This is a genomic window from Methanothermobacter sp. KEPCO 2, from assembly GCF_041228365.1.
Taxonomy (GTDB): domain Archaea; phylum Methanobacteriota; class Methanobacteria; order Methanobacteriales; family Methanothermobacteraceae; genus Methanothermobacter; species Methanothermobacter marburgensis.
In genome coordinates, this window is the sequence record NZ_CP166185.1 from 25,001 (window position 1) to 49,170 (window position 24,170).

The 24,170-nt window shown below is 48.1% G+C and carries 24 protein-coding genes (1 of these 24 cut by a window edge); 5 read left to right on the forward strand and 19 right to left on the reverse strand.

All coding sequences use genetic code 11. The annotated features are described in order from the left end of the window. From AB9H23_RS00150 to AB9H23_RS00185, 8 genes are all read right to left on the reverse strand, one after another. Positions 1-764, reverse strand: partial view of a trehalose-6-phosphate synthase gene (locus tag AB9H23_RS00150; protein ID WP_321211557.1) — the 5' portion only. 700 nt of this gene lie to the left of the window's left edge; the window shows 764 of its 1,464 coding nt (coding positions 1-764); the start codon lies at positions 762-764; its stop codon lies beyond the left edge, outside the window. 16 nt (positions 765-780) lie between these two features. After that, complete coding sequence (locus AB9H23_RS00155) at positions 781-2,082, reverse strand: phosphomannomutase (protein WP_321211558.1); 1,302 nt, start codon at positions 2,080-2,082, stop codon at positions 781-783. 5 nt (positions 2,083-2,087) lie between these two features. Further along, entirely contained in the window at positions 2,088-3,242 is a 1,155-nt protein-coding gene (locus AB9H23_RS00160; protein WP_321211559.1) for an NDP-sugar synthase, read from the reverse strand. A 116-nt stretch (positions 3,243-3,358) separates the two neighbouring features. Beyond that, positions 3,359-4,153, reverse strand: coding sequence for a trehalose-phosphatase (gene otsB, locus AB9H23_RS00165; protein ID WP_321211560.1), 795 nt, complete (start codon positions 4,151-4,153; stop codon positions 3,359-3,361). Continuing rightward, complete coding sequence (locus AB9H23_RS00170; protein WP_370004907.1) at positions 4,146-5,213, reverse strand: hypothetical protein; 1,068 nt, start codon at positions 5,211-5,213, stop codon at positions 4,146-4,148. The genes otsB and AB9H23_RS00170 overlap by 8 nt, the downstream gene beginning before the upstream one ends. A 24-nt stretch (positions 5,214-5,237) precedes the next feature. Beyond that, complete coding sequence (locus AB9H23_RS00175) at positions 5,238-7,166, reverse strand: helix-hairpin-helix domain-containing protein (protein ID WP_370004908.1); 1,929 nt, start codon at positions 7,164-7,166, stop codon at positions 5,238-5,240. Positions 7,167-7,249: 83 nt separating this feature from the next. After that, positions 7,250-9,646 carry a DUF3656 domain-containing protein gene (locus AB9H23_RS00180; RefSeq protein WP_370004909.1) on the reverse strand — a complete coding sequence of 799 codons (2,397 nt, stop codon included), beginning with the start codon at positions 9,644-9,646 and terminating at the stop codon, positions 7,250-7,252. A gap of 29 nt (positions 9,647-9,675) precedes the next feature. Then, the gene (locus tag AB9H23_RS00185) at positions 9,676-11,001 is read right to left on the reverse strand and encodes a GAF domain-containing protein (RefSeq protein WP_370004910.1); all 1,326 of its coding nucleotides are present in this window, start codon (positions 10,999-11,001) and stop codon (positions 9,676-9,678) included. A 130-nt stretch (positions 11,002-11,131) separates the two neighbouring features. On the opposite strand from AB9H23_RS00185, the gene tmk reads away from it, so the two are divergent. Next, positions 11,132-11,716 (forward strand): dTMP kinase, encoded by a 585-nt coding sequence (gene tmk / locus AB9H23_RS00190; RefSeq protein ID WP_370004911.1) that lies wholly within the window; start codon positions 11,132-11,134, stop codon positions 11,714-11,716. A gap of 16 nt (positions 11,717-11,732) precedes the next feature. Here tmk and AB9H23_RS00195 read toward each other — a convergent pair whose 3' ends face one another. From AB9H23_RS00195 to mcm, 5 genes are read right to left on the reverse strand one after another with little or no spacing between them, the layout of a single operon-like run. Then, the gene (locus AB9H23_RS00195) at positions 11,733-11,942 is read right to left on the reverse strand and encodes a hypothetical protein (protein ID WP_013295171.1); all 210 of its coding nucleotides are present in this window, start codon (positions 11,940-11,942) and stop codon (positions 11,733-11,735) included. Then, positions 11,943-12,902: a tyrosine--tRNA ligase gene (locus AB9H23_RS00200; RefSeq protein ID WP_370004912.1), complete on the reverse strand. Its 960-nt coding sequence runs from the start codon at positions 12,900-12,902 to the stop codon at positions 11,943-11,945. It abuts the gene before it with no gap. A gap of 4 nt (positions 12,903-12,906) precedes the next feature. After that, complete coding sequence (locus AB9H23_RS00205; RefSeq protein WP_370004913.1) at positions 12,907-13,959, reverse strand: 60S ribosomal export protein NMD3; 1,053 nt, start codon at positions 13,957-13,959, stop codon at positions 12,907-12,909. Positions 13,960-13,985: 26 nt separating this feature from the next. Continuing rightward, positions 13,986-14,393: a translation initiation factor IF-2 subunit beta gene (locus AB9H23_RS00210; RefSeq protein WP_013295174.1), complete on the reverse strand. Its 408-nt coding sequence runs from the start codon at positions 14,391-14,393 to the stop codon at positions 13,986-13,988. Between the two features lie 37 nt (positions 14,394-14,430). Then, positions 14,431-16,428 (reverse strand): minichromosome maintenance protein MCM, encoded by a 1,998-nt coding sequence (mcm, locus tag AB9H23_RS00215; protein ID WP_370005871.1) that lies wholly within the window; start codon positions 16,426-16,428, stop codon positions 14,431-14,433. Positions 16,429-16,539: 111 nt separating this feature from the next. On the opposite strand from mcm, the gene AB9H23_RS00220 reads away from it, so the two are divergent. Further along, on the forward strand, positions 16,540-16,974 hold the full coding sequence (locus AB9H23_RS00220; RefSeq protein ID WP_370004914.1) for a hypothetical protein: 435 nt from the start codon (positions 16,540-16,542) through the stop codon (positions 16,972-16,974). 43 nt (positions 16,975-17,017) lie between these two features. Here AB9H23_RS00220 and AB9H23_RS00225 read toward each other — a convergent pair whose 3' ends face one another. The 4 genes from AB9H23_RS00225 to AB9H23_RS00240 all read right to left on the reverse strand — a co-directional run bounded on the left by AB9H23_RS00225 (position 17,018) and on the right by AB9H23_RS00240 (position 19,280). Then, entirely contained in the window at positions 17,018-17,653 is a 636-nt protein-coding gene (locus AB9H23_RS00225) for an RlmE family RNA methyltransferase (RefSeq protein WP_370004915.1), read from the reverse strand. Positions 17,654-17,657: 4 nt separating this feature from the next. Beyond that, a complete protein-coding gene (locus AB9H23_RS00230) occupies positions 17,658-18,176 on the reverse strand; it encodes a metallophosphoesterase (protein WP_370005874.1) in 519 nt (172 codons plus the stop codon). Between the two features lie 325 nt (positions 18,177-18,501). Then, a complete protein-coding gene (locus AB9H23_RS00235) occupies positions 18,502-18,846 on the reverse strand; it encodes a hypothetical protein (protein ID WP_370004916.1) in 345 nt (114 codons plus the stop codon). 77 nt (positions 18,847-18,923) lie between these two features. Further along, positions 18,924-19,280, reverse strand: coding sequence for a DUF5518 domain-containing protein (locus tag AB9H23_RS00240; RefSeq protein WP_370004917.1), 357 nt, complete (start codon positions 19,278-19,280; stop codon positions 18,924-18,926). Positions 19,281-19,375: 95 nt separating this feature from the next. Between AB9H23_RS00240 and AB9H23_RS00245 the strand changes: the two genes are divergently transcribed. After that, on the forward strand, positions 19,376-20,821 hold the full coding sequence (locus AB9H23_RS00245; RefSeq protein ID WP_370004918.1) for a cryptochrome/photolyase family protein: 1,446 nt from the start codon (positions 19,376-19,378) through the stop codon (positions 20,819-20,821). A gap of 4 nt (positions 20,822-20,825) precedes the next feature. Here AB9H23_RS00245 and AB9H23_RS00250 read toward each other — a convergent pair whose 3' ends face one another. Together AB9H23_RS00250 and AB9H23_RS00255 are read right to left on the reverse strand one after the other, a co-directional pair. Further along, positions 20,826-21,521 carry a hypothetical protein gene (locus tag AB9H23_RS00250; protein WP_321211574.1) on the reverse strand — a complete coding sequence of 232 codons (696 nt, stop codon included), beginning with the start codon at positions 21,519-21,521 and terminating at the stop codon, positions 20,826-20,828. Positions 21,522-21,607: 86 nt separating this feature from the next. Further along, positions 21,608-22,333: an ion transporter gene (locus AB9H23_RS00255; RefSeq protein WP_321211576.1), complete on the reverse strand. Its 726-nt coding sequence runs from the start codon at positions 22,331-22,333 to the stop codon at positions 21,608-21,610. 448 nt (positions 22,334-22,781) lie between these two features. Here AB9H23_RS00255 and AB9H23_RS00260 point away from each other — a divergent pair, with 448 nt between their 5' ends. Next, complete coding sequence (locus AB9H23_RS00260) at positions 22,782-23,339, forward strand: YIP1 family protein (protein WP_370004919.1); 558 nt, start codon at positions 22,782-22,784, stop codon at positions 23,337-23,339. Next, the gene (locus AB9H23_RS00265; RefSeq protein WP_370004920.1) at positions 23,339-24,169 is read left to right on the forward strand and encodes a hypothetical protein; all 831 of its coding nucleotides are present in this window, start codon (positions 23,339-23,341) and stop codon (positions 24,167-24,169) included. Before AB9H23_RS00260 ends, AB9H23_RS00265 begins: the two co-directional genes overlap by 1 nt. The last annotated feature ends 1 nt before the right edge of the window (position 24,170 follow it).

The window sequence follows — 24,170 nt, forward strand, 5'->3', positions numbered from 1 at the left end:
TTTCGCACAACTGTTTTTTCATCCCCATTCAGCACCACTCCATTCTCAGCATCCACATCGTAGCCTAGATCCCCGCAGCATTCCATGAAGTTGGAACAGTATCTCTTGATATGGAATCCGAGAACAGTATTTGAAAGAAGCCCATTTATTATACTCTCCCTCATCTTTTCAGGGAGTATTTTGAAATAATCCCTCTGTGGCCAGGGGATATGTATGAACTGGCTCAGAAAGACATCACCAACCTTCTTCTTTATGAAACCAGGACATAAGTAGAGGTGATAGTCCTGTAACATAATCAGAGGATTCTTTTCATTTCTTTCAATTTCAGATACAACTTTCTCTGCAAATTTTCTGTTAACATGGACATAACCCTCATCCCAGGCAGTATAGATTTTATCATCGATTTCAGGGGAGTAGGGAGTGTTCCACATGTAGTGCTGGACGAACCAGAGAAGCGGGTTGCTTATGACACTGTAGTATGATTCATACCTTTTACGGTCCACTATAACAAAGGAAACCGTGAACCTTGGATCATCCTCAGGGAGGGGGACCCTGTTTTCAGGGTAACCTGCTGCCACCTCAGCGTCCTCAGCGGTCATGGCGCTGGAGACCCAGACACCGCTGAACTTTTCAACCACAGGCAGCAGGGTCGAAACAAGACCGCCAGCACCTCTCTTCATAACAATTTTTCCATCTTTTCTGAAAAATTCCACCGGCCCCCTGTTGGATACGATAACAGGGTTTTTATCTTCAAGAAACTTCATGCTGCGTTCCTGAAGTTCACTCACCATAAAGATCACTCATCTTACTTTTTAGAAGGTTCATTATATGGCGTGATTTCTTCTGAGTTACCTCAGAGGATTCTGATTCAATATAGACCCTTATAAGCGGTTCAAATCTTGAGGGCCTTATGAGGACGACTCCTGATGGTTCTTCAACCCTTATACCATCTATAAGTTCAATTTTTTTGCCACTGAAGTGTTCAGCAAGCTTTTCAATTAAACTGTCCTTGAATTCGTTGGGACACTCCATGCTGAATTCAACCCTGCTGTACCTCTCCATTCCGGATGCAAGGTTGTGGAGTGTCATGTTCCTATCTGCCATGATCTCCAGCATCTTCAAGAGTGCGAAGGTGGCATCATAGCAGTGCTGGAATTCGGGGAATATGTACATTCCAGGTTCATCACCACCAAAAACAGCATTCTCTGTGTAAACCCTGTTGAGGACATCATTTACTGATGTCCTTATAAGACGTCCTCCGGTGACATTCTCCAGCGCCTTTGATGCAACCACCGAGGACACAATGGGACCATCAGAGGATTTCAGGTAATGGTCTGCGAAAATCGATAGTATGGTCTGGTCCCTTATGAGTTCACCCCTCTCATCTATGAAGAAGATGGTGTCCCTATCGTTATCCAGTATGACACCCATATCTGCGCCGGTTGCCTTCACAACATCTGCTATCATGGATATGCTGGAGGCATTCGCAAGGGGAAAGTTTTTACCAAATAGCGACCCTCTGAATGTTATGTTTATGGTCTGACAGTTGAGCCGGTTGAGTATATCTGCCTCAATGTTCCATGGGGACCCCTCGTCGTACCCCAGGACCACCATAAATTCATGGTTTCCTACAGAGGGGGATATGAATTCAAGTATTGATTTGATATAGGAGTCAAGATAGTTATTGACATATCGAAGCTTTCCAAGTTGATTCCAGTCTGCATAAACTGTGGGGCGTTGTTCAAGTGGAATTTCATGATTGCTGAGGAGTTTTATGTTTATTTCATCTGCTCTGAGTGGGGAGCGCGAGACATTTATCATCAGATGACTGTCAAACCGCTCCATATGATGATGTATAACAGGGACCGTTGCAACACCAAAATCAATAACATCCACTCCAGCAGCCATCAACCCGGTTCCTATGGCTCTCTTTATCATCTGAGACGGTGTATGCGCGTCTCTACCTATCAAGACACGCCTACAGCTTACGTAGTCACCTATCAACATCCCAAGGTTGAGGGCAAACGAGCAGTCTATGTCCCGGTTAACAGAGCCCCTTATATCCTGGACGTACCTTGCCATTGGAATCACTGTTCAGCCACGATGGGATAATCTGAGTCAAGCAGGGAACCTGAGAGTATCCTGAGGTTGTTGCTGACGCTGCAGTGGGACCTGATAATGGTTGATGGTTCCAGAAGGGCACCACGGCCTATAATGGCACACCTTTCAACGATGCAGTTCTCCCTGATATCGCAGAATTCATCAATAACACAGTTTACAAGCTGGGAGCCTTCCTCAATTCTGCTACCATCAAAAATAACAGAACCCCTCACGAAGCTGTCACTTCCCACATAAACTCCGGGTCCAATCACGGTTTCCCTGCCTACGAATGCACCATCATCTATCTCTGCACCATCACCTATAACCACAGGTCCAGCTATACGAACCCCCTCACCTATAACCACATCCTGACCCACCCATATGTCTCCAAATCGACCTGGAACCTCATTTAAAAGTTCACCTTCAGGCTGGGGTGTTATCTGACCATTGAGGGCGTCATGGTTGGCCTTAAGGAATGTATCTGGTTTACCCGCATCATTCCAGTAACCACTGAAAACGAATCCATATACCTCCCTGTTCTCCTCTATCAAAACAGGAAAGATGTCAGCTGAAAAGTCAGAGTTTCCTTCAGGTATGTAATCGAAGATCTCAGGTTCCATGACGTATATGCCTGCATTTGCGATTTTGCTGAAGACCTCCTCTGGACGGGGTTTCTCATGAAAACGTGTTATTCTCCCATCATCATCGAGAACCGCTATGCCGTAATGTGAAGGGTCATCAACTGGTGTGAGGGCCACGGTAACAAGTGCATCCTTCTTTCTGTGGAAACTGACCATTTGCTGGAGGTCAAGGTTAAAGAGCACATCTCCACTGAGGACGATAAAGGTTTCATCAATATCACTGGCCGCCGCCCTAACACCCCCTGCGGTTCCAAGGAGCTTCTTCTCGGATGAAAACCTGAAGTCAAGGTCAGGATACCTTGATGAGACATATGAACTTATCTGGTCCTCGAGATACCCCAGCGTCATTATAATCTTACTGTAACAAGAATCAATGACCCTCTGAATTATATAATCCAGTATGGGTCTATTTGCAACAGGTACAAGTGGTTTGGGTCTTGAAAATGTTAAAGGTCTTATCCTTGTACCCTTACCCCCCGCCATGACAACCACAGATGTCATGGATAATATTATGTTGCCCTCATCTAATAAGTATTTTCAGCCAGTATATAATATGTTATGAATAAATAAACTTATTTTAAGATTCACTTAAAAAGATAAGGTATGGAGAAATAAACCTATTTTAAGAGCCACTTAAGAAATTTGAGGACCTCGGGGACCCCTGACACATAAAAGGAGGCTGAATCCTTTATTTCATCGGGTATCTCCTTTGAGATCACAATTACAGATGCAGTTTTGATTTTTCTCTCAGATTCTAGTTTTCTGAGTTCCCTGAAGGCATCGGCATCGGTGACGTCGTCTCCAAGGTACACTGCAGATGATACGTCTGATTCCTCTATGATTTTCCGGACTATGAGGCCCTTATTGTACTCCACTGGGGGTTTGAGCTCAACGAGCATTCTCCCGTGATCCACACGTATTCCCCGGGATTCAGGCATCCCTCTGAGGGTATCCATTATCCTTTTCTCTGTCAGTTCAGGGTCAGTGCACTGCCTGTAATGTATGGAATAGCAGATACCCTTATCCTCAAATATGATATTCTCATCGGGGGATTTCTCCTTGAGCTCAAGGGCACATTTTCTGATGATGGGAATGTACTCCTCAACCTCTCTGAAGCGATCATACCTCCCATTTATGATATACTCAAGGCCATGGTTTCCAACATATATTGCCTCAGGGACCCCCACCATCCTGAGTGCCTCATTCACAGGCCTTCCACTTATGAAGGCAAGTACACTGTAGCGTTTTGAGATTTTCCTGAGAACTTCCCTCATCTCTTCATCTACGCGGGCTTCAGAGGGTGTTGGTGCTATTTCACTTATTGTACCGTCGATATCAGTGATTATAGCTGTCCTGCCGGGATTCTTCAGGTATTCGAGTTCATGAAGAAAATCAAATAAATACTCAGGCATCAAGGGCACCTTTAATTCTGTTGAATATGATGTAGGGGTCGCTTCCGATGACTGAACTTCCAAAGAGTTCCATACCGCCCATATCAGACGATGCTGATGCAATGTTTCCACGGTCTATGATTCTTATGATGCCAGGGATCTCCATTTCTGCATTAAATGGGTGCATGGACATGTTGAAGCTGTAGACGCCACATTCATCTATCAGGCACCTTAATATCTTGAAGAGGTGATTCTGGAGATCAGAATCCCTGGCGGCATCTGTTTTAAATGTTATGATGATCTCCTTTTCCTTCAGGGGGGTTATACTTGCATATACACATGCTTCTCCTGATTCAACACCAAGTCCAAGGGCCTGGTGGACTGAGAAGACATCATCATGGTATGATGAACCATAACGTTTTCTGTATCTCCTGGAGACATCATCAAGGAATGCAATCCTTGCATAGGGTCTCCTGCCCAGGAGAAGCTGCATGTGGCCGTGGATCTGGGATGCCCCTGCCCGTGGGAGGCAGTTCCATACCAGGAATGGAAAATGAAATCCTGAGGATTTCTCTGCCATTTTAAACCATTCTGAGGCTGTTATGAGGTAATCTGAGAATTCCTCCAGGGTGAAGTCAAGGGGGTCATGTTTTCTGAATATCAGAAGGCCGCTCCATGCATCATACTTGGCTATGTTTGATGCTGTAATGGAGTGCCTTCCCACAACACGTCCGAATTCATCTTCAGGTGTGTACAGTTCTGGTTTGCAGAAGTCACACCTCTTTTTATCCTCGATAAGTTCATCAAGAACCTTTCTGGCGGGTTCAGTATCCATGGCAGGCTTTTTAAGGCGCATGGAATTAAAAAGTGATCCTTCACCCGTCCAGCGGTTGTATGTGCTTATTATCCTTTGATTTTCAGCGGATTCAATAAATTTTATTCCAAACCTCTCTTTGAGGCTTTCACTCACCTTAAGGTGTCCTTCAGCACATTCAACATCGTATATGCGGTTGAATATTTCATAGATGTCCTTCTGCTCTCTTTTAAGATCCAGGAGACGGTCCTTGAGATGGGTTATCATGGTAAATGATATAATTATTCAGATTTATCCGTTTTTCTGAAACTTTTCAAGTATCCTGCGGTAAACCATCCTCTCATCATCACCTGATTTCTCATATATCATCCTTATGATCAGCTCAGGGGTGCTCCTTGCAAGATAGTTTATCCTGGGTGTTCTATCCACAATGAGATTATAGTTCTCATCAAGCCCCCTTGCCTCGATACCATCAACCCGCACATCCACGTACTTGAGTATTTCACGGGCCATGTGGGTCACAATAACTGCAATGGATTCAGATTCCATTATGAATTCTATGAAGGTTGCTATGATCTTCACTGCGGCATCAAGTTCGGTTATTGCCTCAAGTTCATCGAGAAGTATGAGCTTTGAGCTTCCACTCATTGTCACAGGGGTGAAGGTCCTTATGAATGACTCGAAGGCACCGGCATCCAGGGACCTCTTCTTTGAGATGAAGTGAATCTCCTCAACTGGCCTTATCCTGGCCTCAAGTGCACATACCGGAAGCCCCATCTGGGCCATCATTGTCACCTGGGCAAGTGTCTCAAGAAGGGTTGTTTTTCCACCACTGTTGGCACCGGTGAGGAGCACAACATTATCAGGGTTACCCAGTTCATAGTCAATTCGCTGCGGTTTTTCTGATCCAACCAGGTTGAGGTGCAGTGCCCCCCTGAGGATGATCTCATCACCGAATTCCGGTTCAACGAGCCCGTAATCATGGGCGAAGAGGCCAAGGGCGAAGCGGTAGTCAAATTCCATCAGCTCCCTTATTTCATTTTCAACAGCTTCTCTGAGTTCACTGAGCCTTGATGCCGCATTGACCCTCCTTTCAAACCTCCTTATATTTCTTGATGCTGATTCAAGACGTTTAACCCTTTCAAGTTCCCGCTGATCGATCTTGAGGGGGTACGATTTTATGAAGGGATCGAACTCAACGCCTGTCTTTCTCTTTATCATCTCACAGGCCTTTTTGAGGACATCATCGAATATTCTCTCCAGTTTACCGGTCATACCCTGATTGAGGAGGGCCAGGACCTCCTCGCCTTTAAGATCGATATCCTTTATGAGGTCCCTTAATTCTGAATCAGCCCATGCCTTCACAGAGTTCACGGCCTCACCAATGTCAACTTCTTCATCTTCAAGGCTACCCAGATCCTCCATTATTGCTACGACCTCATCAAGACAGGTTTCCATACCGAGAATCCGTTTGATTTCAAGGGCGCCACGCAGGAGGTCAATGTTTGCCCTGAAATATCCAAGGACATCCTCCGGCACAATCTCATGTCTTTCTGAATCTGCTGTGACCATTACCGTGTTGAATGTGTCCTCCAGGTCAATCATTCCCTCGGAGTAGACATAGATTATCAGTTCGTATTCATCGAGTTCGCCCTGTTCAGGGTTCATTATCACTGGATGGTAACGGTTGAGGCCCATGTCTATCATGTGATCATAGTCCTCTCTTGTCTCCACCAGTATGGCCCTTGATGGATTGAATGGGGGCTGGGGGTTTTCAGGCCTTTTAATTTTTTTCAGGAGATCCCTTAAATCTTCAACAGGAAGTTCAGAGACCATTTTCTTTGATTCCATGACCATTACAATATGGCTCCTAATGGCATCAGTATCTGTTGAGGGGTGGAGAAGCATTAGCCGGTTACGGGCATAGTCGGTATGGGCATATGAACTGATGGTCTCAACTATTTCCTGGTAAATCTGAAACGCCCTTTCAGTTTTCAGGAAGGATGGAACAGGATTTCCCAGGAGCTCACTGGTTATTTCGATGGCCTTGCGCTGACTTATACCTTCAATTGATGCGATCCTGTCAATTTCAAGGTTTTCAACCGCCTTTAAAAGCCCCTTTTCTCCCCCGAGTTCGTCTATTATCTTCTGCGCCAGCTTTTCCCCTATCCCGCTGACATCTGTGAGGGCTTCCCCGACAGAATTGATGGACTTCATCATGCCCACTATGTGGAGTTACTGGAATATATATGAATTCAGAGTGCACATGGAAAGTATTCAGGTGGGCATCGGCAAGAATACCATTATTCTGCAAGACCCCTCCTGAAGTGTGATGCCGTTACCCCTGAGGGACTTTCCATTACAATGCGCTCCTTGATATCAGGGATCCTTTCGGGTGATTCAAGGGCACTCACATATGATTCAACAAGTAAACCTGTCCTCCTGGGGGATTGAATACGGCAGTCGATGGAGAAGTTCCTGAAGCCTGCATCAAGAAGGGAGGGTAAAAAGTCAATGAGGCAGGTCTCCCTTGAATTCATGATTACCGTTTCACAGCCAAGGAGCTGATTTATGGGAAAGACGTCACCCCTCCTATCCATGATACCCCACCTGGAACCGGTGGATGTATCGAAGTCAGGGGGTGCAAGTTTCCAGAGGTTGTCCCGGGTCACCATTGCGGTGAGGTTCCCATGGACGATTATTTCAGATGGTACCTGAATCCTCTGAAGGTCCTTCCAGGATAGTTCAGGTGAGAGGGTCAGTATGTGGAACTTGCCTGATAGGAGGGCCGCTGATCGGCTGTTGAAAATGTTGAGGGCGGGTGATCCATACACCTTCACATCACAGTTTATCAGGTCAGGGATACCGTAACCACCCACCATGAGGTCCATGGAGAGGTCCCCTTCAATTTCAAGGAGCCTTTCAAAGAGCCAGTCATGGGTTATGTCAGGCCACTTCCATACAGTTTCAGCACCGTATCTGGATGAAACCTCAGAGGCCCTCTCCAGAACACCGATGATGTCGTCACCGTCACAGCTCCTGAAGTCACCATGAACCTGGGGTTCCAGGTAAACCCTACCTGCACCGGCCCTCAGGGCAGATTTCATTGCCTTGAGGTCCTCAACATAGACGGATATACAGGGCTCCTCTGGAAGTCTCCTGGCAGGGTGATCAAATTCAAGCATTGGATGGTGATGGTGGGGTCTTCTCTCTCTGAGTATCCTTCTTTCGACCCTCATCAGAAGTTCCCTTCTGAGGGCGTTGAGGCGGCTGATGGGGTAAAATAGCCCCCCAGGGTACCTGAATTCGGTTAAGGTAAGTCTGAATGGTTTATCTCCGGCCCTCAGCAGGTGATCCTTTATTGTATCCTCATTGAGGGGCCTTTTGAGGGCCCTCTCAAACTGTGTTTCAACCGATTCCCTGAGCCTCAGCCCATTCATCATCCATTCTGCGGTTAGATAAACCATTCCCTCTTTATCTGCAGTGAATTTCAGTTCAATATCCCAGCACTTTCCTGGAGATGATCTTTTAAGTTTTTCAGTGAATTTCTGGAGGCTCTTCCGCCCTGTAAGGTAAACCCGTGTACCCTCTTTTACAGGTCCTGAAGGAATGGAGAGTAAGCTGCCATCATATCTGTGGTCATGGACATACATTCCTCTACCTGTTCCCTGGAAGAAGAGTCCATCACCCGCTTCTGGTTTTATACGGGAGGTTATCCTTATATGGGCCCTGCCACCTGCGTACTTCTCAACATAGCCCACCGGGAGGCCCCTGTCAGCAGGGTATTCCCGTCCCATGAAGTCCTCCCTGAAGAGGTGTCCTCCGGTGAGTGTCCTGTTGAAGGTCAGCCTTAGCTTTTCAAACTCCTCCTGTGATGGCTTCCACCCACCCCTCTTTATCTCATCAAGGGCCCTTCTGTAGACGCTCACTGTTGTGGCAACGTATTCAGGGGACCTCATCCGCCCCTCTATCTTCAGGGATCGGACTCCGGCTTCAACCAGTTCCCTGAGGTGCATGTAGGCTGAAATGTCCCTCGTGGATAGGAGGTACTCCTCCCTTAGTGGCATCCTCCTCTTTGAGGGTTTTAACTGAAGGAGTTCATACCTCTTCCTGCATGGCTGGGCGCACCGGCCCCTGTTGCCGCTTCTACCACCTATAAATGAGGATAGAAGGCACTGGCCAGAGTAACTGTAGCACAGCGCTCCATGTATGAAAACCTCAAGCTCCACGTCTGATTCAGCCGCCAGGGCCCTGACCTCATCAATGGAGAGCTCCCTTGCAAGTATAACCCTCTCAAGGCCCATCTTCTCAGCCCATCTTATCCCCGCCCTGTTGTGTATGGTCATCTGGGTTGAGGCATGGAATGGGATGTCAAGGGATAACTCATCCCTCAGAACCAGGAGCGCCGGATCCTGTATGATCACAGCGTCTGCACCTGCACTGGAGAGCTCCTGGAGGTATTCAGCAACATCTGAAAGTTCAGAGTCCATTAGGAGGGTATTGACAGTTACATACACATTTCTGTCATGCAGGTGGGCGTATTCCACTGCCTCCCGAATTTCCTGGAGGCCGAAGTTCTCTGCATAGTGCCGTGCACCGAAGTCCTTACCTGAGAGGTAGACGGCATCGGCCCCCGCATTGATGGCGACCCTGAAGGAATCAGGTGAACCTGCAGGTGCAAGGAGTTCCGGGATTTCCAAGTACTGTTACCTCCAAACAGAATAAGGATTTATTTTATCTCCTCAAGGACCTCGGTAACTATCTTGAGGAACTTCTGTACAAGGGCCCTGTTCTTCTCCTCACTGGCCCTGACACGGTCCTCTTCAATTTTTCTGTGAATCGCGATTGCATATATATCTGCAAGGCGCTCCATTACCTCAAGATCCCTTTCATCGTAGTCCCCATCCTTCCCTGAAACTGCGAGTATTCCCACAAGTTCATCGTTGAGTAGAGCGGGGCATGCCAGGAAGTTCTTTATTTCAATGTGACCCTCAGGGACCCCAGTGGATTCAGGGTGTGAGGAGGGGTCATTTACGAGAACCGGTTCCCTTTTCCTGAGCACAAGGTTCCAGAGACCACCCATCTCAGTGGATTCGGCGTCCGGATGACATTCCTCCCCAACCTCCTTTGAGGGGAAGTAATTCCTCAGGCCGCCATCTGATTCAAAGAAGCCCGCCATGCAGTATCTGCTGCCTGTAAGTTTTTTTGCCCTTTCAATTATGCTCTCCGATATCTCTTCGAGTGAAAGTGGGGATAGGAGTTTCTTTGATATCTCTGCAAGGCTTTTGTTTATTGTTGTCTCCCTTTCAAGCGCCCTTCTTGCAAGTTCCTTTTCGGTGACGTCCCTGTGGACACCCACAACCCCATTTATATTGCCCTCAAAGTCACGGAGCGGTGATAGGGTTGTTTCAAAATGAAATTTATCCTTGGGCTTCCAGACCCACTCATAGCTAACGGTTTCCCCATTGAGCGCCCTTTCAATCATTTCGCTGTGAATCCTGTCCCCGAAGACCTCGCTGACCTTTTCGCCCTGAACTTCATCTGCATCAAGGCCGTATTCTGCAAGCGGCCCGGGTGATATCATGGTTAGCCTTTCATCGCTGTCGGCAGTGAACAGTATATCCCTTATTGATGAGAGTATGGCCCTGAAGAGTTCATCGTTCTCTGCAAGCCTCCTCTCCAGCTGGTGTTTGTGGAGTGCGACCTCTATGACGCTGTGGAGTTCCCGGTCCTCGAAGGGCTTTATTATGTATCCAAAGGGCCCTGTTATCTTGGCCCTTTTGAGGGTTTCCTCGTCGGAATAGGCGGTTATGTAGATTATGGGAACCTTCATCCTTTTGGTTATCTCCCCGGCAGCCTCTATACCATCCATGTCCCCCTTGAGGACAATATCCATCAGTATGATGTCTGGCCTTGTTTTTTCAGCCATTTCAACGGCCTTTTCACCGGTGGAAACTGTGGCTGTAACCTGGTAACCCAGGGATTCAAGGCGCTGGCTTATATCAATGGCAACTATGCTCTCATCCTCAACCACCATGACCTTGGCTTTTGACATGTTCCACCTCTATAATAAAATTAATACTATAATTCTGTATCTAAAGCGTTATAAAGTTATGTTATGATTTCGTGTCATGATTTCAACCCATAGGGGAAGATATTTTACCTTCGCCGATAGATTAATCTCTATGTACATATGCTTTGAGGGAATTGATGGGTCAGGTAAGACGACACATTCCGTCCTCACCGCGGAGTGGCTCAGGGAAAACGGATACAGGGTCTTTACTGTTAGGGAACCAACAGAATCCAGGATAGGGGGCCTAATAAGGGAGATGCTTTCCAGTCCCGATGCCAGGACCCCCGATGGGCAGAGGATACTGGCACTACTCTTTGCAGCGGACCGCCTGACTCTCAGAAGTAAAATTGAGGGGGAGTGGAGTGGAAGTGTTGTGGTGAGTGACAGGTGCTACTATTCCAGCATGGTTTACCAGGAACCCGCTGAATGGGTTTCTGAGATAAACAGGTTTGCACCACAACCTGATATAGTCATACTCCTTGACCTTGATGTTGAACTGGCAATGGAGAGATGTGGCGGTACCGATGAATTCGAGGACCCCTCATTTCTTTCATGTGTCAGGGAGAGGTACCTTGAACTCGCCGATAAAAATGAATTTTACATTGTTGATGCAGCAAGGGGGCTCAACATCATCCAGAGGGATATAAGGAGGATAATCGCCCCCCACCTTGGAATATGCCCTGATGGAATAAGATAGATTCGGGGGGATGCATTTATTTTTCCTGGGACCCTGGATTCTCGAGTTCCTCTATCCTCTTTCTGATGGACTCAAGGATACGTTCCCTTGCCCTTTCAAGTTCCTCCAGCTCACCCCTCAAGACGGGCCCATCGTCTGTCTGTATCAGTTCAACCTCGTATTCATCAATTATCTCAGCCATTGTTGTGTGTGTTATGCCTGGCGGAAGTCTCATGTCGTACAGCATCTAAACACCTTCCATGTAGTCTCTTACAGGTCCCAGCATGTCAATAAGGTAATCTGAGACCGCATTCTTTAGATCCAGCGGGTGAAGGTCGCCGCTGGAGTAGGTATTGAGGAGTTCGTCAAGGTCCAGTTCAAGGTCGCCCCCGAATTTCTCTGGGCGCCTTATGGTCATCCTGCCATATTCTGGCATTATAAAGTACTTCACGATTTCGATGATGGGGTTACCCTCCAGGTCCCCCATGGGACAGTAACTCCCCTTCACCTTTTCCCTTATCTCATCGGGGGAGTCGTCCACTGCAATGAAGTTACCCTTGCTGGAGGACATCTTCTCTGAACCGTCGGTGCCGTGGAGCAGTGGGGTGTGTATGCATACCGGTGCATCGAAACCGAGCCTTGGGAGGTTCTCACGTGCCAGCATATGTATCTTTCGCTGCTCCATTCCCCCCAGAGCCACATCCACATCAAGGTAGACCATGTCGATGACCTGCATGAGGGGGTAGATAACCTCTGCAACCTTGTGGTCCTCTGATTCCCTTGTTATCTGGGCCATGCTCCTCCTGGCCCGAAGGAGTGTTGTTATGAGGGCCATTCTGTATACCAGATCTGTGTACTCTGGCTGCGTCTGGAAGGATGAACCCAGGATGAACTCGGTCCTATCAGGGGAGAGTCCAAGTGCCAGGAAGCATTTTCTGTTGTAATCGGCCATCTCCCTTATCCTCTCCATGCTGCCCTTACCATTGAGGTATGCATGGTAGTCGGCAAGGAGTATCTTGACCCTGAAGCCGGCATCCTGCATTTCCCTCAGTTTCCTTATGGTTATGGCGTGTCCCAGATGAACCTTACCTGAGGGCTCATAGCCTGTGTAGACAACAGGTTCATCCTTCTTAAGGACATCCAGCAGTTCATCGGGTGTTATGACCTCAAGAACATCACGGGTTATGGTGTTGAGCGTATCATCCATCAGATCATTCCTCCGCCTCAATGATGTAGAGTCTCTTCTTAATTTCTATAACAGGAACCTGTTCTCCTATCTCAAGTTTTGATGTGTAACTGTCAGCTTCAAGGTCCACGGGTTCAAATGTTTCAGGGTGAAGCACCTGTATCCTTCCAGGGGATCTTGCAGTCACTGTGGTTGTCTTAACATCACCGGCCCTCGCAACGAGGTCAATATTTTCGTATTCTCCCCAGAGTATGTTCTTCACGTCACGGGTCTCAAGGTCCTTCACAGCCACACCACGCTTTCTGAGGTCGAGGACCGTGAGCATGCGGTCCTGGTGCAGGAGGAAGTCTCCTCTTCTGAAATCAGGGAGTCTGAGTGATATCCATGTCCTGTAGAGTCCCTTACCGCTTGACCTATCCTGCCCCATTAGCCGTGGTGACTCACTGGCAATACCGCCGAGTTCCTCCCTCAGGGCGCTTACAACCTTTCTGGCGGATTTATGGGATCCTATGTAGTAGTCGACCCCTTCCTTCACCTCAACCCTCTGGGGGAGGTATGCCAGCTTATCCCTCCTTGAGAGCTTCAGGAGGGTCCTTTTAACTGTGAGGTCAGCCCTTTCTATTTCTGATTCATCCAGTTCCCTTCCATCGGCCCTTAACTGTATCACAGCCTCGTAGTAGCCTGATGCCTGTTTGCTGCAGGCCGGGCAGGCAGTGTTTGTGAGGCGGACCTCCACCCCGTACTCCTGGCTCACCATCCTTCCAAGGACCTCAGCATCCACCTCCACCAGGCACTGGTAGATGGTGCCCCTCTGCTGTATTATTTCCAGTTCGATTTCAGGGTTTTCAACAGGGGTTTCCCAGCTGATATTCTCCTCAAGGGCCCTGTATACTATTTCCTCCTCAGGGAGGCCCTCATCCACCCACTGGCCACTTATCAGCTTCGCATGGCAGTGGCTGCACACATAAACCTCTATTCTGGAGGGAATGCTGAGGATGGTGTAGTCCTCAAGGAAACAGTCCCTGCATAGTCCATCATATAATTCAGAATCAGAATTACCGCATCTGACACAGAACATTTTCTATAGCTGCTCCTCTATATTCTCTAGACATTTTTGAGGGGCGCCTTGGCACCGCATGCCTCGCACTTGAGAAGGGATATCCGCCCCTCCCTGATTATCCTTGTATCGGGTCTGTTGCATTCGTGGCATATGACGAATTTGTTGACGTAGTCCTCTATCCTCTCGTTTATGAGAAAGTGGGTGAATTTACCCTGGAGTATGGCCCTTCCACCCTCAAGGTTACCTGCGGTACCCAGTTCCCTCAGAAGGAATTTAAGAAGGTGCTGGGGGTCCCTGTTGAGGGCATCTGCGACCTCCCTGAAGTTCTGTATGAATGTCCTGTTTCCCTGTATAACTGAGTACGCCTTTGGAACCTCGAAACGTTTTGTTTCAAATACCTCTGGGGGCAGCTGCTCTATGGCCCTTTCAAGTAATTTTTCGTAATCATCCATAATCTATACCTCCGGTAAAAAGTGTGTAATGGAAAATTCAGACCACCTTAAGGTATCCCCTGGCGGGTTCAAATATTGCACCCTTGTCCTTGAGGATCCTTATCAGTTCCTCAACTTTTTCCTCACTCACGTTATATCTATCCATCATCTCAGTTATAAGAATATTGGTGGGAGCCCTGCCACCGTAGTCCTCCTCGTATTCCTTTATGAGTTCAAGTAGAAGGCGGAACTTGTCCCTCTCGGATTTGGGTGTTCTCCCCTCAACCTTGTCGATGTCTATCTTACCTGTCTCAGGGTCGTACCCCACCTGTTTCAGGCATGCCTGGGACAGCTTTATGGCCTTCCTGGCGTCCTCTGCCTCCACGTGTTCCTTGAGTTTTATCTTTGCACTGGCCTCTGAGAGTCGCACAAGGGCCTCCAGCTGCCTTGCTGTTATGGGGACAGGCGAGTCCTCATCGGCTGCGCTGGCCCTCATTGATACGTAGAAGTCCTCAAGGACCTGCATCGCCTCATCTGTCAGTACGGGTCTCACATTCTTCCTTGCATAGGCTATGTACTTCCTCAGCAGTTCTGGATCTATTTCAAAGGGGGTGTGGTCCTCCTTATGTGTTTTCAGGATGTGCCTTGCAAGTTCCCTATCCTTCTCCTCATCAGGTTTATCCTCCACAACGAATATCAGGTCGAAACGTGACAGTATGGTCGATGGAAGATCTATCTGTTCTGCAATTGATTTGTAACTGTCGAATCTCCCGAATTTTGGGTTTGCGGCCGCCAGGACAGAGCACCTTGAGTTGAGGGTTGCCATTATACCTGCCTTGGCTATGCTTATGGTCTGCTGCTCCAGTGCCTCGTGGATGGCTGAACGGTCCTCATCACGCATCTTATCCAGTTCATCCACACAGACGTTACCCTTATCCCCAAGGACAAGGGCACCGGCCTCAAGGGACCATCCACCGAATTCATCCCTCACAGCCGCAGCTGTGAGCCCAACCCCTGAGGTACCCTTACCGCTTGTGTATATCCCACGGGGGGCCAGCTTTGACACGTACTTGAGCATCTGGGACTTACCTATACCCGGGTCCCCGACTATGAGGATGTGTATGTCCCCACGGAGACGGGTCTTATCATCGAGCTCCTTCCCGGTCCCACCGAATAACTGAAGGGCTATGGCCTCCTTTACCTCACGGTAACCATGTATTGATGGTGCGGTGGACCTTATGATCTTCTCGTATATGTTGGGGTCAGCTGCAAGTTCCCTTATCTTTTCCTCGTCCTCCTCACTTATCTGGAGCTCCTCAAACTCCTGTTCAAGGAACTCGGTGTAGTTTCCATATATGAAGTTCTTGAACCGCCTGGTCCTCTCATCGCGGACTGTCCTCAGTGTACCTGTGACCCTCACGATGTCCCCTGGCGTGAGGGTGTCAACCAGGTCATCCTCAAGGACGACGGTTATCTGGCGGGGCTGCTCACCACCTGAGAGATTCTCGAGTGGCTCCTGGAGTTTCAGTGTCTGGGTGTCCAGGAACTCTGATTCGTCCTGCAGGAGCCTGAAGGACCTGCCACCACACTCTGAGCAGAGTGATGGCTCTGTGATCATATTTGTGGACTGACTGACCTCGTGGAGCCTCATGCAGCCCCTGCACTCAAAGACGGCCTTAACTATCCTGGGTCTTATCTCATCAGTCTTCCTAACAATACCGTCAACTGCAACGAATTTACCTATGAATTTACTCCGGAGCTCCCGGAGGGGTATGACGTTGCTGACCCCACTGAACCTTATGTTGAGGTCCACGTTCTTCCTCAGGGGATCAATGTTCCTTATGGCCTTCTGGGCGGCCCTTATCACATCGTCTGGTTTTTCAATTAGAAGGTCTGCAAGGTCGGGGTCGAACATTTCAAGGTCAAGGTAGTCGACTTCAATGGATCTGACGTTGGGATACTTCTCTATGGACTCAAATACCCTGTCCTTGTACTCCTTGAGTGAAAAGAATTCTTCGAATTTTGTGAGTGTCTTGCTCTTATCCACGGTTTTCATCATGAAAGTATATTATAACGACATTATAAAACCTTAATTGAGTGAGTGACCTAGCCCTAAGTGTATGAACATGAAGATTTTTTTCACAGTCACTGAATGTAAGGTGAGATCATGAAGAGATCAAGGATAAACCTCTTTAAGGTAACATCAATGACCATATCAATTCTGGGAGTGCTTCTCATAGCAGGGACCATACTGATATTTGCATATATAGGCGTCGATGCGGTATCTGATGCCATATCTGGGAGTGTGGAGAAGGGTGCTGAGTACGATGAACTCGCAAAGCTCCAGAGCGATTACTCGTCACTGAAGGTCCAGTATGACTCGGTTAAAAAGGAGGTCTACCAGAGGAACAACGATAACCTGACAAAGACGTACCTGAATGCTGAGATAGAACTTGTGAAGGCCAAATCAGCGATTGATGATGTTAAAAGTGCCCTGGAGACAAACAAACCAAAATCTGAGGTTGATGATCGCATAAAAACAGCCAGGTATCAGCTTCAGGTTGCCTCACAGGCCCTGAATGATCTGAGGGCACTCATGTGATGAGGTTCTCTACCATTTATTTTTCCTTGAAGTTCCCATCGACCTAATGGATGATCCTCTCCCATTTCCTTCTACCCTTGAAGTCCCGCCCTACAATGTACATCTCTGCGCTTGCCTTTCTTGATGAGGCTGGTTTTGTTGTTTTGAGTTTCCAGAAATCCTTCTTCATTTCCTTTATGACTTTATCGAGTTCAGGGCCCTGGAATGCCTTGATCAGGATGTTTCCCTTCCTTTCAAGGACCCTGTATGCTATATCAAGGACATTTTCAACGAGATCCACCGAGCGGAGATGGTCAATGTCCCTTATACCTGAAAGGGATGGGGCAGCATCTGATATAATCACATCTGCCCTTCCACCAAGCTCCTCAATTATCCTCTCCTTTATCGCAGGGTCTGTGAAGTCCCCCATTATGGCCCTGAAGTTCTCGGCGGGGAAACCCTTTATCCTCTGGAGGTCAACTGCAACCACAAGTCCCTCCTCACCTACCTTCTCAAGGGCGACCTGTGACCATCCCCCTGGGGCGGCCCCAAGGTCAAGGACCCTGTCACCCTTCCTTATCAGTTTGTAGCGGTTGTTGAGCTGCAGTAACTTGTAGGATGCCCTTGAGCGGTAGTTCTCCCTCTTGGCACTTTTGTAGTAGTGGTCCCTTTTCCTTTCAGCCTGCCATCGTTTTCCCATGGGGTCACCTCCTGAAGTTCAGTGATCTGCAGACAGGCGCCCCTGTCCTGATGATCCTGGCATCAAGTTTTTCACCGTCGATTTCAAGGATCATGACGCTTGGATCTGTTAGGCGGGGCACTGTAGGGCTTCCAGGGTTGAGGAGGAGCATGTCCTCAAGTTCGGTTATGAAGGGCTGATGTGTATGTCCACTTATGAGGACATCTGCACCCAGCTCAAGCCCAAGGTACCTCAGCTGCTGGGTATCGCCACGGGGGTAGACCTCCCCATGTATGAGACCCACCCTGTATGCTCCGATCTCAAATACCCTTGATCTGGGGTTGTCTATGCCATATCGACGGTCCATGTTTCCCTGAACGCACTCAACAGGTGCAAGGGTTTCAAGGTCACTCAGAACATCCGGTGAGGTCAGGTCACCGGCGTGGAGTATAAGTTCAACGTCCCTGAAGGCCTCAAATACTGCCTCAGGGAGTTCAGCTGCCCTGTCAGGGATGTGCGTATCTGATATAACACCTATTAGCATTCTCACTCTCCTTATGGGGTAGATGTTCTGGGATGGATTCTTGGTTGATATCATCCGGGTAAGCAATAAGATTACACAGTCCTATATCTTTTTTATTTTTAAAATAAGTTTTCTGGTGGATCTGTATCTGGGTCGGGAATAAACTGTACCCTGTTGGGCTGCCCTATGGTTCCAGTGGTGTCTGTATTTCTGACCTGTACCGAGACCCGAAGGTATTATGAGAAAAAATAAGGGGGTGGTGGTTATCGCACAAACTCCTCAAATTCACAGGTACGGTCACCGAGGCCCCAGCACCTGACCTCACGGAGGTCAACCGGTCTCCCGCTCATTCGAGTATTCCTGCAAGGAGGCCCCCCTCAAAGTGACAGAGGGCCTTACCTGAAGCAGGAAGTCCGGCGCAGCTGAGACACTCATCAACCCTAAGGCGGTAGGGGTTCTCTTCAAGAATCTCCAGTTCACCGACCCGGTTATCATGGAGGAATTTCACGGCTTCATCAGCGTTTTTCAGCCCTATGCTTCTTCCAAGGTCCTTACCGCTCTTGTAAAGGATACCGTTGGCCCCATCCCCTATGATGGAGTAGGGCATGAACCTCAGTATCCTGAACAGTTTTATATCTGTCATGGTACCAAGGGATGGTCTTTCAGCCACAAGGTCTCCGACATCATACATATCTATCACCTTTTAATAAGAAGAATATCATAATATTTAAAGTTTTATTATTATCAAGTGGGATAAAAAATTAATAATCAGTCACCGGCAAGGAAACCCCCTATGGCACCACCGATACCCATGAAGATCATTGAAACAAAGAGGAGTACCAACACAAGCAATATACCTGCGAATGCCCCGAGGAATAACCCCCCAAATCCTCCAAGGACAGCACCAAAGATTGTTAAGAGAATCGCGAGGACTATACCGCCAAAGGCACCGGCAACAGTGGCATTCCAGAACCCACCAGGGGCACCTTCCCTCGCCATGAGGCCAACAACAAAACCCGCAAGGAACAAGCCAAGGACAGAGGCCTGGTCAATAAACGGGCTAAGGATGATCGGAAAAACAACCGCAAGTATGAATCCAGTAATGACAGCTCCCCACTTAACCATATAAACACCATAACAGTTTATGTCACGCCATCCTAAAAAACTTTTAGATTTATAGACACCTCCTGACATAATTATTATACATGCCAGGGGAATCTATGGCAGTTGTCTTCCCACATCACCTCATGGAGAATCATCCTGCTGCAGAGAAAACATCAGACTTCATTGTGGTGGAGGACCAGCTCTTCTTCGGAGACCCTGTATTCAGGTTGAGGTTCCACAAGAACAAACTCCTGCTGCACAGGGCATCCATGCGCTACTATTATGACCACCTGAAATCAAGGGGCCTGAATGTCAGCTACATAGATTACACGCCGGACCCTGACATGGGGTACCTCAGGGACCACCTTGAGGGATATGAGAGGGTCTACACAATGGAACTCCTTGACCATGAACTTGAGAGGAGATTGAGGCGGCTCTGCAGTGAAACAGGTACAGAACTCGTTGAGATTGAGGGGCCATTCATCTTCAGAAGGAGGCTCATGAACAGTTACTTCAGGGATGGCAGGTTCTTTCTCACATCATTCTACATAAGGGAGAGGAAGAGGCTCTCCATTCTCATGGAAAACTCCAAGCCCAAGGGCGGTAAATGGACATTTGATAGGGAAAACAGGAGGAGGCTGCCGCGGGGAATGAATATTCCCAGGCCCATAGAACTGCCTGAAAACAGTTATGTGCGTGAGGCCAGGATTTACGTGGCTGAGCGCTTTCCTGATAACCCGGGCTCCATGGAACACTTCAACTACCCCACAACCCACAGGGAGGCCCGGATATTTTTGGGGGATTTCACAGAAAAAAGGCTCAGGAACTTTGGAAGCTACCAGGACTTCATATCCCGTGATGAGACGTTCCTCTTCCACTCTGTACTCTCTTCCTCACTCAACATCTGCCTCCTAACACCCATGGAGGTTCTGAAAGCAGCGCTGTCTGCAGATGCCCCCCTCAATTCTGTTGAGGGATTTGTGAGGCAGGTCATGGGCTGGAGGGAGTTCATAAGGGCAGTTTACATCCTTAGGGGATCATATCAGAGGACCAGGAACTTCTTTAACCACAGTGAAAGACTGACAGATAAACTTTACCATGGCAGAACAGGTCTTGAGCCCTATGATAACGCAGTAAGGAGGGTTTTAACCTGTGGATACACCCACCACATCGAGCGCCTCATGGTCATAGGTAATCTCATGCTCCTCCTTGGCACGGACCCTGATGAGGTTTATCGCTGGTTCATGGAGATGTTCATAGACTCCTATGACTGGGTGATGGTCCCTAATGTCTATGGCATGAGCCAGTACGCTGACGGGGGCCTCATGGCAACCAAGCCCTACATATCATCATCGAACTACATCCTGAGGATGAGTGACCATGCAAGGGGTGACTGGTGCAGGGTCTGGGACTCCCTCTTCTGGACATTCTTAAGTGATAAGAGAACTTATATAGCTGAAAATCCCCGCATGAGGCTCCTCTACAGGTACCTGACAGATGAAAAACTTGAGGACTTCCAGAGGGTTAAAAGGAGATTTTTAGAGGAACTCAGAGACCCCTGATAGGTTACTCATAGCCTGTGTAGTCCAGGGCACCTGAGTTGTAGAGCCTCTGAAGGTCAGATGCATGGGTTAGCTCATATGCAGTGTAGGGATTGTTGAGGTAGGGGTGGACAAGGCCCTTTATGATGTAATAGTAGGCTCCCAGTCTCCCGTACTGCTTCCAGGCTATCTGCACGTAGAGGGGGAAGCCACAGCCGGGGTTTACGAATACGTTACCCTCCCGGACGGTCCCATGGAAGACCATGGGCATGGGGCCCTCCTGGCCTTTCTCGGCAGCCAGCCTTTCAACGTAGTCCATGGCCTCATCTAGGGTGTCGAATTCGTATCCATCGGCCCTGTAACGGTATTTGCCATCAGGCACTCCAAATATGAAGGATTCGAGGACCTCGGTCCAGTCTATATCTGTCCTGTACTCTGAACTGATGTATGCGAGTTCTATTATGGTGACGTTGCCCTCCCTGTAGTGTCTGTAGTTTGAGCTCCCTGCGTAGTGGACCACAAGGGCACACTTGGACCCCCTCTGGGCCGCGTACTCTGCAAGCACCTTTGACTGGGGGTGTCCGGGGTACATATCAGGGTTTGCCAGTTTTACGAAACCCAGACGCCCAACAGGCTCCACAGGGCTCAGGGCAGTTACACCGTAGAGGTATGCTCCAAATATGAGAATGGCTGCAACGATTATATAGGATGATCTTGCCATGTTATCCTCATTTGATTTATCTATTTATTTATGCTAAGGACCCATTCTGTATAAAAGTAACGGTGTATATTCAGAATAGAGTTGCATCATTTCTCCTGCAGCAGGTCCTTTATTTCCCTGATCTCCCTTTTAAGATCCTCTATACTTTTTTCTATGTTTTCTATTCTGTCATGGATCTCCTTTTCTTCTTCAGGGTTTTTAACGAACCAGGAGGCCAGGGAGGCTGTGAGGAAACCCACGAAGGTGACCCCCACAAGCATAAGCATGCTGGTTATGGCCTTCCCGTAGAGTGTTGTTGGGGGGATAACAACCTCGCCCACGATTGTGGTTGTGATGCTGTACCACAGGGAGTCCAGCGGCCCGTGGAGGGATCTGTTGACCCCTGATTCCATCATATAAAAGAAGAGTGTGCCCCCCACTATTGCAAAGAGGAGTATCCCCAGTGCCTGGTCAAGGTGAGTGTCCACAAGGAATGTGAAGAACTTCTTGAGGTACTTCCTGAAGAGGGCGAGGACCTTCACAACCCTTATGATCCTTATGAATCTGAAGGCCCTGAAGAAATCCACAGGCATGAAGGCCACTATATCCATCCAGTTCTCCCTTAGGAATCTTTTCCTGTCATCGGCCCTTTTGAGGTTGATGGAGAATTCCAGGAAGAGTATGATGCAGAGGAAAAGGTCAAACTGGTTGATGGCATTCACGGTCCCAGGATTTGAGGGGTAGAAGGATATGTAACTTAAGAGCACTATGTCAAGGATTATGAGTATTAGAAGAGTGAGTTCCTTGATCCTGATGAGTTCTCCATACTCCATGGGGACCACATTATAGAGTTGGTCTTCTGGCATCATAAATACTTTGCAGTGCACAGGTTCCACACTAACTGCGGTGTTTTCATGTAATCTGTTAATCCACATAACAGCCATAAGTCATGGAAGTACATGACTTCGTTATAGGATACTATTGCGAACATAGGGTCCGCATTAAAGTCATTTCATGAAATTCCTGGGGCTTCTGGACAGGTCTGTAGAATCAAGCAAGAAATAAATCTGATATCACACCAGAAAGACGATGGATACGGTTCCCAGATGAAACCCGCAATTTTTTATAGAATGGATGGAAATATAGTAATTGTTATTATCTAGGGGGTGATTGCAGAATCTGGCACCTTTTTAGTGGTTTAGGGAATTTGGATGCATTCTATCAAATCAGACATGATATCGTTTCTGGATTCTTTTCACAATTAAAGGGGAGGTTAACGGTTTGAACAGGATAATGAACTTTTCCAGGGACCTTGTGGGGGTTCTGGCATCACCTGAGAAGGCCCTAAGCAGGGCGAAAGACAGGGGGGTTGAAAACCAGGGCCTTTACCTCTACGTGTTCCTATCAGCATTTCTTGGCTACATGCTGGGAGGGGTAATCTCGGCTGCAACAGGCGCCGGTATAATGGTTCCCGTGCTATTTGCAGTGGCTGTCCTTATTGTATCCTTCATAAAACTGATAATATGGGCTCTCATATCCCATATAATTGCTGCTGTGGTATTTGAGGGTAAGGGGACATTCGCAGGCACCCTGAAGATGATGGGGTTCGCAGCGGCACCCTTTGTGGTGGGAATATTCGCCCTCCTAACAATGACACTTCTCGGGACATTCTTCACATCATCAATGCTGTTTGTGGTGATGTACATCTGGACGATAATGATTGCCGCCGCTGCAGTGGCCGCTGAACATGAAATGGGTTATGGGAGGGCATTTCTATCAGTATTTGCACTTCCAGCCATTGTAATAGCACTTCTTGTGATGCTTGTGGGGGTATTGTAATGGACAGAACCGACATTGCAGGGGCTATAATCCTCATAGTGCTGATTGCTGGGTTCATCGTGGCATCAGCAGCCTCGCTTCTACCCGGGACTCAGGATGATGCTGCCATTGTTGAAAATTTCACTCTGAACTCTGCAGATGTCTCGGGCGTTAAGTACGTGAATGTTAACATGGAATCCAATACAAGCGGGACTTATATTGGATTCACAGATAATGCAGATAGCGTTTACATGGTCGAGACAGAGACTGACCCTGGCGATGAAAAACCAGAGGTTAACTATACCGTTGAGGGGGATACCCTGAATCTCAACATTAAGATGGATAAAGGCGGTGCAAGGATACTCCTATCAAACAGGTACCAGTACAATATAACCATGAGGAGCAAGGTTGGAGGGGTTACACTGGTCCTTGCAAATAACTCAAGGATCGACAGCATCAATTCAACCATCCAGTACGCCGGCGGCGGAACCGTTCTCCTGGGAAACACAAGCTTCAGGAACGCATCATTCAATGTGAATACCGGAGGATTCTACATAGCGGACCTCGGTCAGGGTGTGAGGCCCAAAGGTAATATGAGCACTCAGGTTACGGTTGGGGGAACATCAATAGCCCTGTTTCCGGCATACGCCATCAGGGTCACAGGATCAGTGGACTATGGGGCTGTTGGATTCCAACCAGAGGGATTCAGGGTCATAAGAAATTCAACCGGTTACCTTGAAATTGAAAGCCCATCCTATGGGAAATCAGCCGGCGGACTTCAGATGATGAACAGCGTCGGACTCGGCGGAATCAACGTGGGTGTCTTCAGGATGCCGGTAACACCACAATAAA

Excerpts from the sequence above, each read along its gene's own strand:
- AB9H23_RS00155 (WP_321211558.1), bottom strand. The coding sequence starts at position 2,082 with ATGGCAAGGTACGTCCAGGATATAAGGGGCTCTGTTAACCGGGACATA.
- AB9H23_RS00160 (WP_321211559.1), bottom strand. The coding sequence starts at position 3,242 with ATGACATCTGTGGTTGTCATGGCGGGGGGTAAGGGTACAAGGATAAGA.
- otsB (WP_321211560.1), bottom strand. The coding sequence starts at position 4,153 with ATGCCTGAGTATTTATTTGATTTTCTTCATGAACTCGAATACCTGAAG.
- AB9H23_RS00170 (WP_370004907.1), bottom strand. The coding sequence starts at position 5,213 with ATGATAACCCATCTCAAGGACCGTCTCCTGGATCTTAAAAGAGAGCAG.
- AB9H23_RS00175 (WP_370004908.1), bottom strand. The coding sequence starts at position 7,166 with ATGATGAAGTCCATCAATTCTGTCGGGGAAGCCCTCACAGATGTCAGC.
- AB9H23_RS00185 (WP_370004910.1), bottom strand. The coding sequence starts at position 11,001 with ATGTCAAAAGCCAAGGTCATGGTGGTTGAGGATGAGAGCATAGTTGCC.
- tmk (WP_370004911.1), top strand. The coding sequence starts at position 11,132 with ATGTACATATGCTTTGAGGGAATTGATGGGTCAGGTAAGACGACACAT.
- AB9H23_RS00195 (WP_013295171.1), bottom strand. The coding sequence starts at position 11,942 with ATGCTGTACGACATGAGACTTCCGCCAGGCATAACACACACAACAATG.
- AB9H23_RS00200 (WP_370004912.1), bottom strand. The coding sequence starts at position 12,902 with ATGGATGATACGCTCAACACCATAACCCGTGATGTTCTTGAGGTCATA.
- AB9H23_RS00205 (WP_370004913.1), bottom strand. The coding sequence starts at position 13,959 with ATGTTCTGTGTCAGATGCGGTAATTCTGATTCTGAATTATATGATGGA.
- AB9H23_RS00210 (WP_013295174.1), bottom strand. The coding sequence starts at position 14,393 with ATGGATGATTACGAAAAATTACTTGAAAGGGCCATAGAGCAGCTGCCC.
- mcm (WP_370005871.1), bottom strand. The coding sequence starts at position 16,428 with ATGAAAACCGTGGATAAGAGCAAGACACTCACAAAATTCGAAGAATTC.
- AB9H23_RS00220 (WP_370004914.1), top strand. The coding sequence starts at position 16,540 with ATGAAGAGATCAAGGATAAACCTCTTTAAGGTAACATCAATGACCATA.
- AB9H23_RS00225 (WP_370004915.1), bottom strand. The coding sequence starts at position 17,653 with ATGGGAAAACGATGGCAGGCTGAAAGGAAAAGGGACCACTACTACAAA.
- AB9H23_RS00230 (WP_370005874.1), bottom strand. The coding sequence starts at position 18,176 with ATGCTAATAGGTGTTATATCAGATACGCACATCCCTGACAGGGCAGCT.
- AB9H23_RS00235 (WP_370004916.1), bottom strand. The coding sequence starts at position 18,846 with ATGTATGATGTCGGAGACCTTGTGGCTGAAAGACCATCCCTTGGTACC.
- AB9H23_RS00240 (WP_370004917.1), bottom strand. The coding sequence starts at position 19,280 with ATGGTTAAGTGGGGAGCTGTCATTACTGGATTCATACTTGCGGTTGTT.
- AB9H23_RS00245 (WP_370004918.1), top strand. The coding sequence starts at position 19,376 with ATGGCAGTTGTCTTCCCACATCACCTCATGGAGAATCATCCTGCTGCA.
- AB9H23_RS00250 (WP_321211574.1), bottom strand. The coding sequence starts at position 21,521 with ATGGCAAGATCATCCTATATAATCGTTGCAGCCATTCTCATATTTGGA.
- AB9H23_RS00255 (WP_321211576.1), bottom strand. The coding sequence starts at position 22,333 with ATGGAGTATGGAGAACTCATCAGGATCAAGGAACTCACTCTTCTAATA.
- AB9H23_RS00265 (WP_370004920.1), top strand. The coding sequence starts at position 23,339 with ATGGACAGAACCGACATTGCAGGGGCTATAATCCTCATAGTGCTGATT.